A 16,754-nucleotide genomic window follows, 5' to 3' on the forward strand; every position below is an offset into this window, starting at 1 on the left:
AGGATTGACTAACGCCATACTGGATGCCCTGTTTGTAGCGGTTTTTCAATGGGGTTTGGTCGGGGCGGCAGCTGCCACCGCGCTCAGTCAGCTTGTGGGCGGCTTGGGTCCGCTTATCTATTTTGCCAAACCCAACAGCAGTCTGCTCCGCTTAACCGGATGGCAGTTTGACCGTCACGCGCTTATCCGTGCCTGTACAAACGGTTCTTCCGAACTGATGACCAATATTTCCATGTCGCTTGTCAGCATGCTGTACAACATCCAGCTCATCCGCTTTTCCGGAGAAGACGGCGTTGCCGCCTACGGCGTACTGATGTATGTAAACCTGATTTTCCTTGCGGCTTTTATCGGCTATTCCATCGGCACCGCGCCCGTTATCAGCTATCATTACGGCGCGCAAAATCACGCTGAACTGCACAGTCTGCTGCGCAAAAGCCTGCTGATTATCGGGGTGACATCGGTGTGTATGCTGCTTCTGGGCGAGCTTTGCGCCTATCCGCTTTCCTATATATTTGTTGGCTATGATGATGGCTTGATGCAAATTACGCTCCGTGCCTTTGCCATCTTTTCGTTCACTTTCCTGTTCGTGGGCTTTGCCATTTTTGGTTCTTCCTTTTTCACCGCACTGAACGACGGGCTGACCTCTGCGCTGATTTCCTTTTTGCGCACACTTGTATTTCAGGTTGCAGCCGTTCTGCTGCTGCCGCTTCTCTGGGGGATTGACGGCATCTGGTATTCCACCATTTTTGCAGAGGTCATGGCATGTATTGTAACCGCTGTGTTCCTTGTAAAAAAGCAAAAGAAATTTCTGTATTAATAAAAGCCATTCTGCACCCTTTCAAAACGAGGGGTACAGAATGGCTTTTTTTATTTTTCAAAATCGCGATACAGCAAACTGGGCTGAATGCCGGTATTGTTTTGATATTTACCGCTGGAATATGGCTCGTATTCCCCATCAATATCATGGTAATAGATCTGACAGATTTCCACGTTCGGATAGATGCGAATGGGCTGAACACAGAAGATTTCGAGCGTCCAGTACCCTTTAAATCCGACATCTCCAAAACCTGCTGTGACATGAATGAACAGTCCCAGCCGTCCGGTGGACGACCGTCCCTCCAGCATGGGGATATAGCGGTCTGTCGCTGTGTACTCGTTGGTACGGCCCAAATACAGCCGGTTTGGCTCCAGCAGCAGCCCTTCCTCCGGTATTTCAATACGGGAGGCCGGATTCGGCGTTTTCATGTCCAGCACCGGATTGTCATACACCAGCAGTTCATTCGCCAGTGAAAGATTGTAGCTGTTCGGGTTGATTCGTTTTGCATCGAACGGCTCGATGATAATTTCCTTCCCGATATGCTTCAGAATTTCCTTTCCTGATAAAATCATGCTGTATTCCCTCACTCCACACGCATTTTTTCTATAACGGCCTCGTCCGGCGTCACATATGCCGTTTGATAAACATGATAAATCACCATGCCCGGCTTTGCGCCAGCAGGTTTCTTTACCTGCCGCACCTGTGTATAGTCCACCGGCACCATCGAGGAATTGCGGGCTCTGGAATGATACGCCGCAATCATAGCCGCTTCTGTCATCGCTGTATTCGTTGGTTCTTTTCCATCCGTCACCAAAATCACATGCGAACCATGAATTTTCTGCGTATGGAACCAGATATCGCTCTTAAAAGCCGTTTTCAATGTCAACAGATCGTTCTGCAAATTGTTTTTACCCGCAAAAACATCAAACCCGTCGCTTGTCCGATAGTGAAACGGTTTTGCGGGCGCAGGTCTGGCACGCCCTCTGCTCCCTCGCTTCTGCTTATCGGACAGTACGCCTGTCTGCACCAGTTCTTCGCGCAGCTGCGCAAGGTCGCGTTCCCCTTCCGCCTCGCTTATCGCTTCCAGCACGCTTTCCAGATATTCCAAATCATTTCTGCCCTGCTGCAGCTGCTGTGTAAGCACTTCTTCCGCCGTTTTGGCTTTGCTGTATCGTTTAAAATATTGCTGCGCATTTTGCTGCGGCGTCAGTCGCACATCAAGCGTAATTTCCACCTCAGGGCAGGAATCATCATAATAGTCAATAACCAGCGCCTTGTTCATTCCTTTTTCCAGCTGATACAGATTAGCTGTGATCAGTTCTCCCGTGCGCTTGTATTGCTCGCGGTTGCGGGTCGCGTCCAGCTCCTTTTGCTGAACCGCCAGTTTACGAGCCAGGCGGTCCCGTGCATTGACAACTGTTTTATGCAGGTCTGCCGAACGGCGTGCCATACGCTCGACTTTTCCCTTTTTCTCAAAAAAAACAGCCAAAAGCTCAGAAAAGCTCCCCGTCTGCGAAAGCGTCATCAATCCTTCATACTGTGTGACCGGCAAAAAAGAAAAATCAAAAACTGCGCCGTCTTCATTTCTGGTCAGCAAAAAGGGCTGCCATTTCCTGTTCTCCACAAAAGAGCGAAAATCATCATACACTTGCCCCAACCTGTGCATTTGCTCTGCCGTCATCCGACCAACCGGCATGGCGGCGTCTCCCGTCGCGCGGAAAGACAGCTCCCTGCACAGTAGCGGCGAAAATCCCAGCAGCCGGCTGAGCAGGAACCGGTCCAATGTCTGCGCTTCATCCGCTGTATGAAGCGCAGCAGCCAGTCCTGCTCCCGAAACCTGAAACGGGTCATGCTTATCCTGCGCAGGCGGCATCCGATAGAAAAGCCCGGGCAGTACCTGCCGTTTGCCGGACAGATCGCCGTCCACACGGCGCAATGCGTCAATAATATGTCCGCCCTCGCTGCACAAAATAACGTTCGAGTGCCGTCCCATCAGCTCGCATATCAACTTTTTCTGGCAGGGCACACCCATTTCGTCCGCAGTATCCAGCTCAATCGTCAGCATACGCTCAACAGAGGGCTGCACAACCGCCGCGATCTTCGCCCCCTGCACATGCTTGCGCAGCAGCATGCAGAACATCGGAGGCGCTGCCGGATTTTCCCGCGCCGCATCAATAAAATGCACCCGCGGCGCACCCGCGGCTATGGAAATCAGCAGCCGGCGCGCACCGCCCTGGCCGCGTGTTTGCAGTACGATTTCATCGCGGTCAGGCTGATATACCTTTTCCACGCGGCTGCCCGCCAGCGCATGATTCAGTTCATCCGTTACTGCCGCAAGGCAGATTGCATCTAAAGGCATATTCGTTCTTCCTTATACAAATTCTATACAATCCCTGTGCCGCACGGAGGCAGACACCGCAAGCTGCGGGAACGCGTCTGCAATCTGCCGTGCAAACACGGCCGTCATCGGATTTTCCGTCGGAAAATGTCCGGCATCCACCAAGGTCAGCCCCAACGTCTGCGCGCGCTGCATCAAATCATAGCTGCAATCCCCAATAACAAATGCCTGCGCGCCCTTGGCAACTGCTGCATCCATCATCTTACCGCAGGCGCCGCCGCCAACCGCAACCCGATGAATACTCTGCCCGCCATCGCAAAAACGCACGCCGCCGGCTGCGAGACGCTCCTTGACATACATGGCAAACGCCCGCGGCTGCATTGCATGCGGCAGTTCCCCCACACGGCCCAGCATACCGTTTTCTCCGGCTTCCATGCTGCGCACTTCGCTCAGTCCCAGCGCTGCGGCCAGCGCATCGTTCACGCCGCCCTGCGCGCAGTCCGCATTCGTGTGCATGCAAATCAGGGAAATGCCGTGCCGAATCGCCGCCAACAGTGTGCGGCCGGTTGCCGTATCCGCCGTCACGCGGCTGACCGAGGTGAAAATCACCGGATGGTGCGCCACCACCACCTGCGCGCCGCATTCGGCCGCCTCTGCCACAACCTGCTCCGTGATGTCCAGCGCACACAAAACCTTGTCTACTTTTTGCGCACGTTCGCCTGCCAGCAGACCGACATTATCCCAACTCTCTGCCAGCGCTGAGGGAACCATCTGCTCCAAAAAACATAAAATATCCTGCACTGTCGTCATTTTAACCCCTCCAATGCCTGCTGCAAAACCCCTATAACATCCCGCTGTTCTGTAAGCTGCGTTTGCTGCACTGCGCTGCTCTGTTTCATGCCATGCAGCGCACGGCTCTCCCGCCGCAGCAAGTGCTGCAAGTATTCTGCCGCACCATCCTCCCGCAGCAGTGCGGGCGATACGGCGCATGCCGCCCGGGTTTTCTCCTGCCGCACTGCGCCGCCTCGGGCGGACAACACAACATACCACCGGCGGTCTTCCCTGCACAGCGTTTCCCGCGCAATTTCGTATCCATTCGCCCAAAGCCACTGCCGCAGCTCATATACCATTGTCATGGGCTGCAAAAGAAGCAGATGCCGGCCTTCCGCCGTCCACGGCGCCTCAGCCAGTATTTCTGCAATCGTCTGTCCGCCCATACCGGCGATGCTCACCGTATCGCAATCTTCCGGATGCACTGCCTGCAGGCCAGGCGCCAGATGCAGCGTTATGGAAACCCCGTGCTCCTGTGCATTCCGGCGCGCATGCGCCAGCGGACCCTCGCCGATATCCGAACCGATTGCACATGAAATGCTGTTTTCCTGCAGCAAAGAAATCGGCAATTTCCCGTGATCCGTGCCGATATCCGCCAGACGTGCGCCCTGCGGCACAAGCGCGGCCAGCGTTTGCAGCCGCGGCGTTAATCTCATACTCTCCATGATTTCTCCAAAAAAAACAGAGCCGGTTTGTTTACCGGCTCCATCTCCTGTTCTTACTCGCCCAGAAAAGCGTTCAGCCTGGCAACCAGCTCGTCCGCATCAGTGCCATGCACCATGCAGGCTTCTTCAATGCTTTCACCCTGAGAAGCGGGGCAGCCGAGGCAGTGCATACCAATCTCCATAAAAAATCTTGCCGTATCCAGATTGAGATTGAGAACCTCGCCAATCGTGGTCTTTTTCGTAATTGCCGCCATGACGGACCTCCTGTTTATTTATTGCTTTTAGTATACCGCAAAAACGGACACATTTCAATTATAAATGTAAAAATGTCCGGCAGAAATCTCTGCCGGACATTTTATCGGCGCAAAATCAGCCCTGCTCACGCATCTTAGCGAAGCATTCGCTGCAATATACCGGACGGTCAGACTTGGGCTCAAACGGAACCTTCGCCTCGCCGCCGCACGCAGCGCAGGTAGCGGTGAAATATTCACGCGGGCCACGAGCCGCATTCTTGCGGGCATCGCGGCAGGACTTGCAGCGCTGGGGTTCATTCTGGAAGCCGCGCTCCGCATAGAAAGCCTGCTCGCCAGCAGTGAAAACAAATTCCTGACCGCATTCCTTGCACTTTAAAATCTTGTCTTCGTACATGGTTTTTACCTCTCTTTGATACCGTTCCCTCGGGAACCTTGATTTATGCGTACAGGCCCATTCGCCTGCATTCGCCTATTGGGGTTTGATGGCTGCCGATTTTCGCTTGATGCGCTGGATGGCATTATCCACGGACTTGATCGGTTTATGCAGCGTCTCGGACATTTCCTCATAAGAAACGCCGTCCAGAAACAGGCTTAAAACCTTTGCCTCGAATTCAGACAGAAGCGCGTAGAGCTGTTTTATCAGCTCTTCACGTTCCTCATTGCCAATCACCAGCGTTTCAGGGTCGCTCATCGGAGCAGTAACCCGGGTGCGCGATTCCGCAAGGTCTTCAAACAGAGGTCGATCGATTGACAGAGACTGGTTTAGCGGCGCGTGCCTGCTTGACGCCGCAGCACGCACAGCGGAATAAATTCTGCGCGTTACGCATAACCGCGCAAATGCCTGAAACGGTGCGCCCCTGGTCTGGTCAAACTCCCGAACTGCTTTCATCAGTCCAAGCATTCCTTCCTGCAGCAGGTCTTCCGTATCTGCACCAAGCAAAAAATACGGACGTGCGCAGGTTTTTACCAGCCGAGCATACCTTTTCACCAAAACCTCAGCCGCATCGCCATCGCCAAGCTGCGCCAGCAGGCACAGTTGCTCATCGGATGGCGTGCAAACCGGTCTTTTTTCATTACCATTTCTCATGTCAAGGATTATTATATGTGAAAATTTGCAACTTGTCAAGAATCTTTTGTGAAATTTACTATTTTCACGCCAAAATTCCCCTGATTTTTTTGTACCGATTACACAATTCAACCGTTTCTGATTTTATTCCACCGTAACCGACTTGGCAAGATTACGCGGCTTATCAACATCGCAGTTGCGTTCCACCGCAATATAGTATGCCAAAAGCTGCATCGGAATAATCGAAAGCGACGCAGAAAATTCATACAAGCACTTTGGCAGGCGCACAATATGCTGGCAAACCGATTCATCCCCCGTAAAATCATCCGTTGTAACCAGCAAAACCACCGCGCCGCGCGAGACAACCTCCCGAATATTGGATACCGTCTTTTCAAACAGCGCAGGCTGCGTTGCCAGCGCAACCACCAACGTTCCCTCTTCAATCAGGGAAATTGTACCGTGCTTGAGTTCTCCCGCTGCATAGGCCTCCGAATGGATATAGCTGATTTCCTTCAGCTTGAGCGACGCCTCCAGCGCAGCCGCATAGTCCAGTCCCCTGCCAAGGAAAAATACGCTCGGCCGGTTGGCATAGCGGGTGGCGATGCGCTGCATATCCTGTTCGCATTCCAGCGCCTTTTCAATGCAGGACGGCAGACGTCTGAGTTCTGCGCAGAGCGCACGCTCATCCCCGATAGAAATCAGTCCGCGCACACGCGCAATCTTAACCGCAATCAGATAAAGCGCGGAAAGCTGCGCAGAATACGCTTTGGTGGTGGCCACAGAAATCTCCGGCCCCGCCCAGGTATACAGAACTCCATCCGCTTCGCGCGCAATCGTAGAGGATACCACGTTTACAATCGCAATGCTGAATGCGCCCGCCTGCTTGGCCAGCCGCATGGCTGCCAGCGTATCGGCAGTCTCGCCCGACTGACTGATGACGATGCACAGGTCCTTCTTGCCGATAATCGGATTTTCATACCGGAATTCGCTTGCAACTTCAGCCGTGCAGCGGATCCGGCACATGCTTTCAATCACCCGCTTGCCCACCATACCTGCATGCAGCGCCGAGCCGCACCCGACAATATGAATATTTTCAATGTCCCGCAGTCTTTCGTCCGTCAGACCGTTTTCTTCAAACAGCACCGCGTCATTCTGAATGCGCGGCTTTACCGTATCGCCCACAGCCTTGGGCTGCTCCATAATTTCCTTGAGCATGAAGTGCTGATAACCGCCCTTTTCAGCAGCGGACAGGTCCCAGGTGACCGTCTGAACCGGTTTTTCCACCACATCGCCGAACTCGTTCATTACAACGACACTGTCCGGCCGGACAACCGCAACCTCGTTATCATCCAGGATGATATACCGCTTGGTTCGCTCAATAATAGCGGTGATATCCGAGGCAATCATATTCTCGCCCTCGCCAAGACCGATAACCAGCGGGTTATCCCGCCGCGCCGCTACAATTTCTTCCGGATTATCCATGGATACGACGCCCAAAGCATAGGAGCCGCGAATACGCTGCACCGCGGCCAGCACAGTCTGCGCAAGGTCTTCCTGCTTGCCGGTATGCAGATAGTCCACCAAATGCGCCACCGTTTCCGTATCCGTTTCAGACTGAAAGATATAGCCGTGCGCCTCCAGCCGCTCGCGCAGCTCTTTATAATTTTCAATAATTCCATTATGCACCACTGCAACTTTGCCGCTGCCATCCTTGCCGCCAAGATGCGGATGTGAATTTCGGTCAGAAGGCTCGCCATGTGTTGCCCAGCGTGTGTGGCCGATGCCGCAGGTACAGCTCAAATCTCCCTCTTCCCGAATTTTTTCTTCCAGATTTGCAATCCTCCCCTGCGCCTTGACTACATGCAGGCCGCGCTCCGTAAAAGCCGCCACACCTGCCGAGTCATATCCGCGATACTCCAGGCTATATAGTCCCTTTATCAAAATGGGCAGCGCATTTTCGTGCCCTGTAAATCCGACAATTCCGCACATAAAATATATTCCTCCAAAATACTACAAAAATGGTAACCTTCTAAATTTGGGTATAAAAATAGTGGGTTATGCATCGCTGCTTTGTTCACGCAGTCGCCCGCGTGGTTTAACAGCCTGCTTACGACCAACTCACTCGTGGCCGAAGGGCACCCGCCGAAATTTCGATTAACCCTTCCCTCGTCAACTGCGGTACCGGCTGCATCGCAGTTCTGGCGCTTTACCATGATGCAATTGTTCTTCTTTTCTCACCTCCTTAAACAGGTAAAAAACGGGGTGGATGCGAAAACCACATCCACCCCCCGCTTGCGTTTTTTATTATACGACAGATTCAATCACTTTGGCAACCTTTTTTGTCAAAGTCTCCACCTGCACGCTGTCCCTGCCTTCGACCATTACGCGCACCAGCGCCTCTGTGCCGGAGGGACGCACCAAAATGCGGCCGTTTTCACCCAGCTCTTCGCTTGCAGCGGCAATAGCAGCCTTGATTTCCGGCAGCTCCTGCAACGTTGCCTTTTTATCATTCGGCACCTTAACGTTTACCATAAGCTGCGGCCACGGCACAACCTCTGCCGCAATCTCCGAGCATTTTCTTCCGCTCTCCTTCAGAATGGACATAAACTGCAGCGCAGTCAGCTCGCCGTCGCCCGTAGACGCATACTCAAGGAAGATCACATGTCCAGACTGCTCTCCGCCCAGAATATAGCCCTTTTGCAGCATCATTTCCAGCACATAACGATCGCCTACGTTAGAGGTTTCGATTCGCATGCCGTTCTTTTCCGCATAGGCATGCAGTCCCATGTTGGACAGCACCGTAGCTACAAATGCGCCGCCGCGCAGTTTCCCCTGCTTTTTCATGTGCGCAGCACACACTGCCATAATACGGTCTCCATCAAGCTCTTCGCCGGTTTCATCCACAATCAGGCAGCGGTCGGCATCGCCGTCAAACGCCACACCCAAATCAAACTCGCCGTTTTTAACGCGCTCCTTCAGTTTGTCCAGATGGGTAGAACCGCATCCATCATTAATATTCACGCCGTCGGGCTCATTGTACCGGATTTCCGCCTTGCACTCCACTAGGCGCATCAAACGCCGGATCGTCGTCGAAGACGCACCGTTGGCGCAGTCCACCGCTACGCGCAGACCGGACAGATCGCTCTGTATGGTTTCCGCCAGATGGTCGGTATATTCCACAACCGGATCAATCTCACTGCCAATCACACGGCCAAGTTTTTCATGCGTTACCTTGGGAATAGACTCAAAATTATCAATCAGGTCTTCAATCTTGGCCTCAGTCTCATCGGGCAGTTTATATCCGTTGCCGGCAAAAATCTTAATGCCGTTATATTCAAACGAATTATGGCTGGCCGAAATGACAATACCGGCGTCCGCCTTGTGCTTGATCGTCAAAAATGCTACCGCAGGCGTGGGAATCACGCCCAGCAGTTCCACATCCGCTCCCACCGAGCAAATGCCTGCAACCAGCGCATTTTCCAGCATATCCGAAGAGATGCGCGTATCCTTGCCAATCAGCAGTTTGGCCTTTCTGTTCTGCGCCGATTCCTGCGTCAGCTCATAGGCTGCCGCCGCGCCGATTTTAAACGCCAGCAGCGCATCCAGTTCCGAATTCGCTACGCCGCGAACACCGTCTGTTCCAAAATATCTACCCAATATAAACACCTGACTTTCTTATTTTAAACGGCAGCCTTACAGCATTTGCTGCCCGTCTGATGGCTCCATATCCAAATGGCGGTACGCCTGTACGGTTACGCATCGCCCGCGCGGCGTCCGGCTCAAAAAGCCGATCTGCATCAGATACGGCTCATATACATCTTCCAGCGTAATGGCTTCTTCGCCAATCGTCGCCGCAAGGGTTTCCAGTCCAACCGGTCCCCCGCCATAATTCAGTATAATGCTTTTCAGCATCCGCCGGTCAACATTATCCAGTCCGAGCTCGTCAATCTCCAACGCCTTGAGCGCCATCCCTGCGCTCTTTTTATCAATCGTTCCGCTGCCGCGCACCTGCGCAAAATCACGGACGCGCCGCAGCAGCCGGTTGGCAATGCGGGGCGTACCGCGGCTACGCCGCGCAATCTCCATCGCGCCTTCCTGCTTGCAGGGCACGTTTAAAATTGCCGCCGAACGGGTGACAATATCGCACAGTTCTTCGGGCGAGTACAGCTCCAGACGCAGCATCACGCCAAAACGGTCACGCAGCGGGCTTGTCATCTGCCCCGCCCGCGTGGTCGCGCCAATCAATGTAAAACGCGGCAAATCCAAACGAATCGAACGCGCCGAAGGGCCCTTGCCGATGATAATATCCAGCGCGTAATCTTCCATCGCCGGATAAAGAATTTCCTCCACCGAACGATCCAGTCGATGAATTTCGTCGATAAACAAAATATCATTTTCTGAAAGGTTTGTCAATAACGCCGCCAAATCTCCCGCTTTTTCAATCGCGGGACCGCTTGTTACGCGGATATTGACGCCCATTTCGTTCGCAATAATGCCCGCCAGCGTTGTTTTGCCAAGTCCAGGCGGTCCATACAGCAGCGTATGATCCAACGGCTCTCCACGCATCTTTGCGGCTTCAATATACACGCTGAGGTTTTCCTTGGCCTTTACCTGACCGATGTAATCCCCCATCGTCTTAGGACGAAGCGAATTTTCCGTTTCATCCTCGCTCAGCTGGCGGGTCGAAACAATGCGCTCGTCATCGGCCATACCGCCGGAGAATTCAATACTCAAGCGTACACTCCCTTACTGCTTCATCAGCTTCTTCAAGCACTGACGGATGATTTCCTCTGCCTCCATGTGCGCGGCGTCCAGTCCTTCCATCGCATGCAGCGCTTCTGCCTGGCTGTATCCCAGCACCATCAGCGCTGCAACCGCCTCCTGCGTGTGGTTGACCCCGCCATTTGCTGCGGCGGCAGCCACAGTTGCAGAAACGCCGCCCGAAACGGTCTCCAGCTGTTCCTTACTCATCTTGTCCTGCAGCTCCAGAACAATGCGCTGCGCAATTTTTTTGCCGACTCCAGGCGCCTGCGTTAGCATTTTCACATCGCCCGTGATGATAGAAAGCGCCAGCCGGTCTGGCGGAGCGACAGAAAGAATGGACAGCGCCGCCTTCGGTCCCACGCCAGAAACGCCGGTCAGCATTTCAAAACAGGAAAGCTCCTCTTCATCAATAAATCCGTATAGTTCAAAAATACCCTCACGCACGTTTAAATATGTCATCAGCCGCGCACGGGTGCCAACTTTCAGTTTTCCAATCGTATTCTGTGAGGCATGGCATGCATATCCTACGCCCCCGCAATCAATGACGGCCATTCCCTGCCGCAGCAGGGCAACCGTTCCTTCTACATAATAAAACATTTACAATAAGCCCTCATATCGCATTGCCTGCCTGGAATGTCCATGGCAGATCGCCAGAGCCAACGCATCCGCTGCGTCATCCGGCCGCGGCAGCTTGGTAAGATGCAGAATGCTTTTCGTCATTTCCATCATCTGCTGTTTTTCCGCGCTGCCATATCCTACAACAGCCATTTTTACCTGATTTGGGGTATAGGATACCGGATGCAGCCCCTTCTGCGCCAGGGCCAGCAAAATCACGCCCCGTGCCTGCGCCACCTGAATGCCCGTTGTGACATTTTTGGAGAAGAACAGTTCCTCTATCGCAACCTCATCCGGATGAAACGTATCCACCAGCGTACCGATATCCTCATATATCTCGCACAGCCGCAAATGCATCGGCTGGCCCGGCGCTGTTTTTACCGCGCCATACTGCACCGGTGTAAATTTAAATTTCTCATAGCGGACGACGCCATAGCCAATGGTGCCGTAGCCCGGGTCAATTCCAAGAATCGTCATATCTGTACAACCCCAGTTCATTAACCGATGTATTATACCATAAATACGGTTTTTGCGCAATATCCGTGCAAAAAAAAGAGCGGCTATGCCGCCCTTTTTCCTATGCGCCAACCCCAATGCCAAGACGGTCCAGTTCTTCCTGCAGCAAACGTTCGCTTTCTTCATCAAAAAACAGCCAACTCATATCCACAACGCGCACCTTGCCGTTTATCAGTTCAAACTCGTTGTAATAGGTGCCCGTCATGCCTTCTCTGCCAGCAGTACGGAACTGCACCACACCATTTTCTGCCTTGGGCAAATCGCTGATGCAGAATGCATAAAGCTTGCTGTCCAGCATCACATCAAGCGAACCGTCCTCGCTAACCCTTGCTATCTGGTCGCCATAATGATCCTGCTCATGCACCCGAATGCGCACACCTGCATCATGCGTTACAACATAAAGCGCCCCTGTCACCGTATCACGGGCATAGTCTGTCACAGGCCGTCCGGTCAGCTGCTTCAGCCGTCCGCCCTCCTGCATGTAAAATCCAGATTCGCCCCAGAAATAAGTACCGTTGTGGCCCGTCAGCGCCATCGCGTGATAATAGGGCGCATAGTCCGACTCCGACACCTGCATATCCATTGGAACCGTATAATGGTCAAGCACTTCTCCACCGACTGCGTCTACATAATAAATCTCCGCGCCCTTCCAATCTGTCTTCTGCGCAATCCAGCCCCTGCCCGTGCAGTAATAGGGTTCCGCGCCTTCCGGCAGTGCATCCATCGCGGTCAGGCGCGTCATTACCACAGCAGCCTCTGCGCGCGTCAGGGCTCCATCAGGGCGAAAGGTCCCGTCCGGATAGCCGTTCATCAGCCCCAGTCCCGCGCACATACAGATGGCCCACTGGTCATCCTCGGTCACATGTGAAATATCCGAAAAGGCAAATACGCTGTGACCCGCCGCTTTCTCTGTGCGAGAGAGCAGCCGCGCCAGTTCGCGCCGCGGCATGGCGGCATCCATCACCGCTTCGTCAGGCCGCCATTCGCCGTCCAGCAGCAGGTCATTTTCCCGCGCAATCTGATAATATGGCTGCCACCAGGCCGCTCCCTGCGCCCGTTCCGGCAGCTTCCAGCCGCCCGCCCGCGCCAGCAGCGCAAGCGCCTGTGACCGCGTCAGGGCATCTTCCGGTCGGAAGGAGCCGTCCGGTTCACCTTCAAACACTTTTTCCTGCGCCATTTTCTCAACATACGGCTGTGCCCAATGCGTTTGTGGTACATCCTGAAAAGCAGCGCCTGCCATTACCGTGCCAAGCGCCAGGCAAACCAACATACTGATACATTTTTTCATACCGCCATGCCTCCTTCTGTCTGTTATTGATTTCAGTATAACATGAAAAGCGGCGAACGTAAACAGGTTCGCCGCTTTCGTCAGTTTGTATTTTTAATCCGTTCTGCCGCAAGCAGAATGCCCATTTTACCCGAAGAGTACGTCAGGCCGCCCTGCATATAGCACACATACGGCTCGCGCATCGGCGCATCGGCCGAAAGCTCAATCGAGGCGCCCTGTATAAACGCGCCGGCAGCCATGATAACAGGATCGTCATAACCGGGCATTGCCCATGGTTCGGGCGTAACAAAGGAGTCCACCGGCGCACCGGCCTGAATCCCCTCACAGAAACGGCGCAGCGGGTCAGGAGCGCCAAACGCAATGGTCTGAATGATATCATACCGCGGCTCCTCTGCCTTTGGGCTGACCTCATAGCCGAGTTTTTCCATCACTTTCGCACAGAAAATGGCGGTTTTGAGCGCCTGCGCCGTGGTATGCGGCGCCAAAAACAACCCCTGATACAGCAGCCGGTTCTGCCCCATCGTGCAGCCGCACTCGCCGCCGATGCCCGGCGCAGTCAGCTTGTAGGACGCATTCTCCACCAGATCGGCTCTGCCTGCAATATAGCCGCCGGTCGGGGCAAGTCCGCCGCCCGGGTTTTTGATAAGCGAACCTGCAATCAAATCCGCGCCCACCTGCGTCGGTTCGATTTCTTCGGTAAACTCGCCGTAGCAATTATCTACCATCACTGCGGCGCCCGGGTTCACCGCATGCACCGTTTCGCATATTTTACCAATCTCTGCACAGGACAGCGTTTCGCGCACTGCATACCCTCTGCTGCGCTGAATGAACACCAGCTTAATCTTCGGGTCTTTGGCGGCCTCTGCAATGGCAGGCAAATCCGGTCTGCCGTTTTGCAAATCCACCTGTTTATAGCCGATGCCGTACTGTTTCATACTGCCGCAGTAATCGCCCGTAATTGTATTTTGCAGCGTATCATAGGCTGGGCCAGTCACAGACAGCACGGTATCCCCCGTCTTCACTGCCGAAAACATGGCGCAGGACAGTGCATGCGTACCGTTGACAAATCCAATGCGTACAAGCGCCGCTTCCGTACCGAAAATATCGGCATAAATACGATCAAGCGCATCCCGCCCAAAATCATCGTATCCATAGCCCGTTGTTCCGGCAAAAAAGTTGTCCGACACGCGATTTTTCCCAAATGCCGCAAGCACTTTTTCGGTATTGCGATCGCAAATTTCTTCAATGCGCGCAAAGTACGGCATAATTTCGCGCTCAGCCTCACGGCCGAGCGCGCGAATTTCCTCAGATATTTTTAAGTTTTCTGGCATATCATTCTTCTCCCAAGACAGATCGCCCATCCGGCAGCACAAACCATGCTTCATCGGGCGCCTCATTTTCCAATTCTCTGACGGTGACCTGACGGGCCAATACGTCTCCGCTGTAAAAGGAAGCGGTTTTCAGCAACCCTGTAACAGCAGATATATAATACACACAGCGATATTCTCCCTGCTCAAATGTTACACGGATACACGGCTCAAAATCCACATCCTGCCTTCCGGCCTCTGTCAGAACGATTCCGTCACGCAGCACATCCTCATAAGTAGGCAGCATCGCAGCCATATCGTCGGTAAAACTTCCCGTTTTCCCTTCATATGCCGCCGTTTCTCCGGCATTCCAGGCATAAATAACATCGCCTGTTCGCAGCAATGCGCTTTGCACCGTGCCGGCCGCATTGACGGAATCCGTACGCACTGCGCCGCCCCGCACATATTGCCGGCATGTCAAAACCGAAGATTTTCCGCTATAATACAGCGTATTTTCAATTTTACAGCTATATTCTGTCGGTCTCCGCAGCGAAGCAATGACCTTGAGCGCATTGTCCGTCCCAATTTCCACATCGGCCACGCTCTGCGCCGTCAGCCACTGGCTGCCATCGCTGATGACGGGCGCGTTTTCCGTCCCATCCGGCAGAATAATACCGGTATCCCGCTCACGCAGCACCCCTGCGGATATTGCAAAACTGACAAACAGCAGTACTACCAGCACACCGGCGCCTATGGCCGCCAGCTGCGGTGCGGAAAACTTATGCCGCGGTTTCACGGTGCAAACGGTGCAGGACCATCCGCGCACCGGCCAAAATAATGCGCAATTTCCTGCACAATACGCGCAGAGGTCTTGCCATCTCCATAGGGGTTAACAGCATGCGCCATCGCTGTATAGGCCGACGGGTCATCAAACAGCTCACGCGCCATCCGCACAATGTTCTGCTGTTCTACGCCTGCCAGCTTAACCGTGCCCGCCTCAATCGCTTCGGGACGCTCCGTCTCTCTGCGCAGCACCAGCACAGGCTTACCAAGGCTGGGGGCTTCCTCCTGCAATCCGCCCGAGTCGGTCATAATCAGATAGCACCGTGCCATCAGGTTGTGCATCTCATCCACCGCAAGCGGGTGAATCAGATGAATCCGCTCATTTCCGCCCAGGAATTTTTCCGCAGTTTCCCGCACATACGGACTCAAATGCACCGGATAAACAAAATGCACGTCCGGATAAGCTGCGCTCAGTTCCGCAATCGCTCTGCAAATATTCTCCAGCGGTTCACCGTAATTTTCACGCCGGTGCGCGGTAACCAGCACAACGCGGTTCTTCTCAAAATCCAGTTTTTTCAGCTGCTCATCGCGGAAGGTAAAGTCCTCGCGAACAGTCATGTGAATCGCATCCACAACGGTGTTGCCAACAATGCTGACGCCCTCCGTAATACCTTCCCTTGCCAGATTATCTCTATTCCGCGGGGTCGGCGCAAAGTGCAGCGTCGCAATCTGGCCGGTCAGCTTGCGGTTGATTTCTTCAGGGAAGGGCGAGTACTTGTCAAATGTGCGCAGGCCCGCTTCCACATGTCCAACAGGAACCTTGTGATAAAACGCTGCCAGCGCGCCGGCAAACGTTGTCGACGTATCGCCATGCACCAGCACAATATCCGGCTGCGCCTGTTCCAGCACTTCGTCCAGGCCGTGCAGGCTTTTTTCCGTAATCAGCGCCAGCGTCTGCCGCGGCTGCATGATATTCAGGTCATAATCCGGTTTAATATGAAAGATATCCAGCACCTGATCGAGCATTTCCCTATGCTGCGCAGTTACGCAGACAATCGGCTCGGTCATTTCGTTCTGCGCAAGCGCATGCACCAGCGGCGCCATTTTAATGGCCTCCGGTCTTGTGCCGAATACCGTCATCACCTTAATTTTCTTCATTTTCCGTTTTCTCCTTTTGCTCATCCTCGGCCTTTTCCGCATCCTGCTCCGCTTCACTGGCATGCTTTCCCCAGTGCTCGGCTCCGTAAATCACGCACGCGCCAACCAGGATTGCCACCAGTACGGCCAACAGCAGGAAAATAGCCTTGACTTCGCCGGACGAAGTCAGCACCACAGCAGTCAGGCCCAGCGTCGCGCTGATCGCATACAAAATAGCAACCGCCTGCTTTTGGTTAAAGCCCATATCAATCAGTTTATGATGAACATGTCCGCGGTCGGGGCTCATCGGGCTGCGGCCCGCCGCTACACGGCGGATAATTGCGTTTGCCGTATCAAAAATCGGCAGGCCGAG

At 53.8% G+C, this 16,754-nt stretch carries 17 protein-coding genes and 1 pseudogene; 1 reads left to right on the forward strand and 17 read right to left on the reverse strand.

All coding sequences use genetic code 11. The features are described from left to right. On the forward strand, nt 1-817 hold an 817-nt coding region (locus ACOYIE_RS03800; RefSeq protein ID WP_433410834.1), incomplete at its 5' end, for an MATE family efflux transporter. A 50-nt stretch (nt 818-867) separates the two neighbouring features. On the opposite strand, the gene dcd is transcribed toward ACOYIE_RS03800, so the two are convergent. From dcd to ACOYIE_RS03885, 17 genes and pseudogenes are all read right to left on the reverse strand, one after another. Continuing rightward, nucleotides 868-1,389: a dCTP deaminase gene (gene dcd, locus ACOYIE_RS03805; RefSeq protein ID WP_433410835.1), complete on the reverse strand. Its 522-nt coding sequence runs from the start codon at nt 1,387-1,389 to the stop codon at nt 868-870. Nucleotides 1,390-1,400: 11 nt separating this feature from the next. Then, complete coding sequence (locus tag ACOYIE_RS03810; RefSeq protein ID WP_433410836.1) at nt 1,401-3,176, reverse strand: Rqc2 family fibronectin-binding protein; 1,776 nt, start codon at nt 3,174-3,176, stop codon at nt 1,401-1,403. A 12-nt stretch (nt 3,177-3,188) separates the two neighbouring features. Then, complete coding sequence (locus ACOYIE_RS03815) at nt 3,189-3,965, reverse strand: Nif3-like dinuclear metal center hexameric protein (RefSeq protein WP_433410837.1); 777 nt, start codon at nt 3,963-3,965, stop codon at nt 3,189-3,191. Then, entirely contained in the window at nt 3,962-4,642 is a 681-nt protein-coding gene (locus ACOYIE_RS03820; RefSeq protein ID WP_433410838.1) for a tRNA (adenine(22)-N(1))-methyltransferase, read from the reverse strand. Before ACOYIE_RS03820 ends, ACOYIE_RS03815 begins: the two co-directional genes overlap by 4 nt. A 62-nt stretch (nt 4,643-4,704) precedes the next feature. Further along, nucleotides 4,705-4,905, reverse strand: coding sequence for a DUF1858 domain-containing protein (locus ACOYIE_RS03825; protein WP_433410839.1), 201 nt, complete (start codon nt 4,903-4,905; stop codon nt 4,705-4,707). A gap of 115 nt (nt 4,906-5,020) precedes the next feature. Next, a complete protein-coding gene (locus tag ACOYIE_RS03830; protein ID WP_433410840.1) occupies nt 5,021-5,299 on the reverse strand; it encodes a zinc-ribbon domain containing protein in 279 nt (92 codons plus the stop codon). Between the two features lie 75 nt (nt 5,300-5,374). Beyond that, the gene (locus ACOYIE_RS03835) at nt 5,375-5,992 is read right to left on the reverse strand and encodes a sigma-70 family RNA polymerase sigma factor (protein ID WP_433410841.1); all 618 of its coding nucleotides are present in this window, start codon (nt 5,990-5,992) and stop codon (nt 5,375-5,377) included. Nucleotides 5,993-6,115: 123 nt separating this feature from the next. Beyond that, nucleotides 6,116-7,960 (reverse strand): glutamine--fructose-6-phosphate transaminase (isomerizing), encoded by a 1,845-nt coding sequence (glmS, locus tag ACOYIE_RS03840; RefSeq protein ID WP_433410842.1) that lies wholly within the window; start codon nt 7,958-7,960, stop codon nt 6,116-6,118. 315 nt (nt 7,961-8,275) lie between these two features. Further along, complete coding sequence (gene glmM, locus ACOYIE_RS03845) at nt 8,276-9,628, reverse strand: phosphoglucosamine mutase (protein ID WP_433410843.1); 1,353 nt, start codon at nt 9,626-9,628, stop codon at nt 8,276-8,278. A gap of 36 nt (nt 9,629-9,664) precedes the next feature. Next, complete coding sequence (gene ruvB, locus ACOYIE_RS03850; protein WP_433410844.1) at nt 9,665-10,705, reverse strand: Holliday junction branch migration DNA helicase RuvB; 1,041 nt, start codon at nt 10,703-10,705, stop codon at nt 9,665-9,667. A 12-nt stretch (nt 10,706-10,717) separates the two neighbouring features. Continuing rightward, nucleotides 10,718-11,332, reverse strand: coding sequence for a Holliday junction branch migration protein RuvA (gene ruvA, locus ACOYIE_RS03855; RefSeq protein WP_433410845.1), 615 nt, complete (start codon nt 11,330-11,332; stop codon nt 10,718-10,720). After that, nucleotides 11,333-11,827 carry a crossover junction endodeoxyribonuclease RuvC gene (gene ruvC, locus ACOYIE_RS03860; protein ID WP_433410846.1) on the reverse strand — a complete coding sequence of 165 codons (495 nt, stop codon included), beginning with the start codon at nt 11,825-11,827 and terminating at the stop codon, nt 11,333-11,335. 100 nt (nt 11,828-11,927) lie between these two features. Further along, nucleotides 11,928-13,154 (reverse strand): S-layer homology domain-containing protein, encoded by a 1,227-nt coding sequence (locus tag ACOYIE_RS03865; protein ID WP_433410847.1) that lies wholly within the window; start codon nt 13,152-13,154, stop codon nt 11,928-11,930. Between the two features lie 80 nt (nt 13,155-13,234). Next, on the reverse strand, nt 13,235-14,485 hold the full coding sequence (locus ACOYIE_RS03870) for an aminotransferase class I/II-fold pyridoxal phosphate-dependent enzyme (RefSeq protein WP_433410848.1): 1,251 nt from the start codon (nt 14,483-14,485) through the stop codon (nt 13,235-13,237). A 1-nt stretch (nt 14,486) separates the two neighbouring features. Beyond that, entirely contained in the window at nt 14,487-15,257 is a 771-nt protein-coding gene (locus ACOYIE_RS03875; protein WP_433410849.1) for a hypothetical protein, read from the reverse strand. Next, nucleotides 15,254-16,402 (reverse strand): non-hydrolyzing UDP-N-acetylglucosamine 2-epimerase, encoded by a 1,149-nt coding sequence (gene wecB, locus ACOYIE_RS03880; protein WP_433410850.1) that lies wholly within the window; start codon nt 16,400-16,402, stop codon nt 15,254-15,256. The genes ACOYIE_RS03875 and wecB overlap by 4 nt, the downstream gene beginning before the upstream one ends. Further along, nucleotides 16,389-16,754, reverse strand: a pseudogene (locus tag ACOYIE_RS03885) (undecaprenyl/decaprenyl-phosphate alpha-N-acetylglucosaminyl 1-phosphate transferase); the annotation flags it as partial. The pseudogene ACOYIE_RS03885 and the gene wecB, both read right to left, overlap by 14 nt.

This window comes from Agathobaculum sp. (genome assembly GCF_050946325.1).
Taxonomy (GTDB): Bacteria; Bacillota; Clostridia; order Oscillospirales; family Butyricicoccaceae; genus Agathobaculum.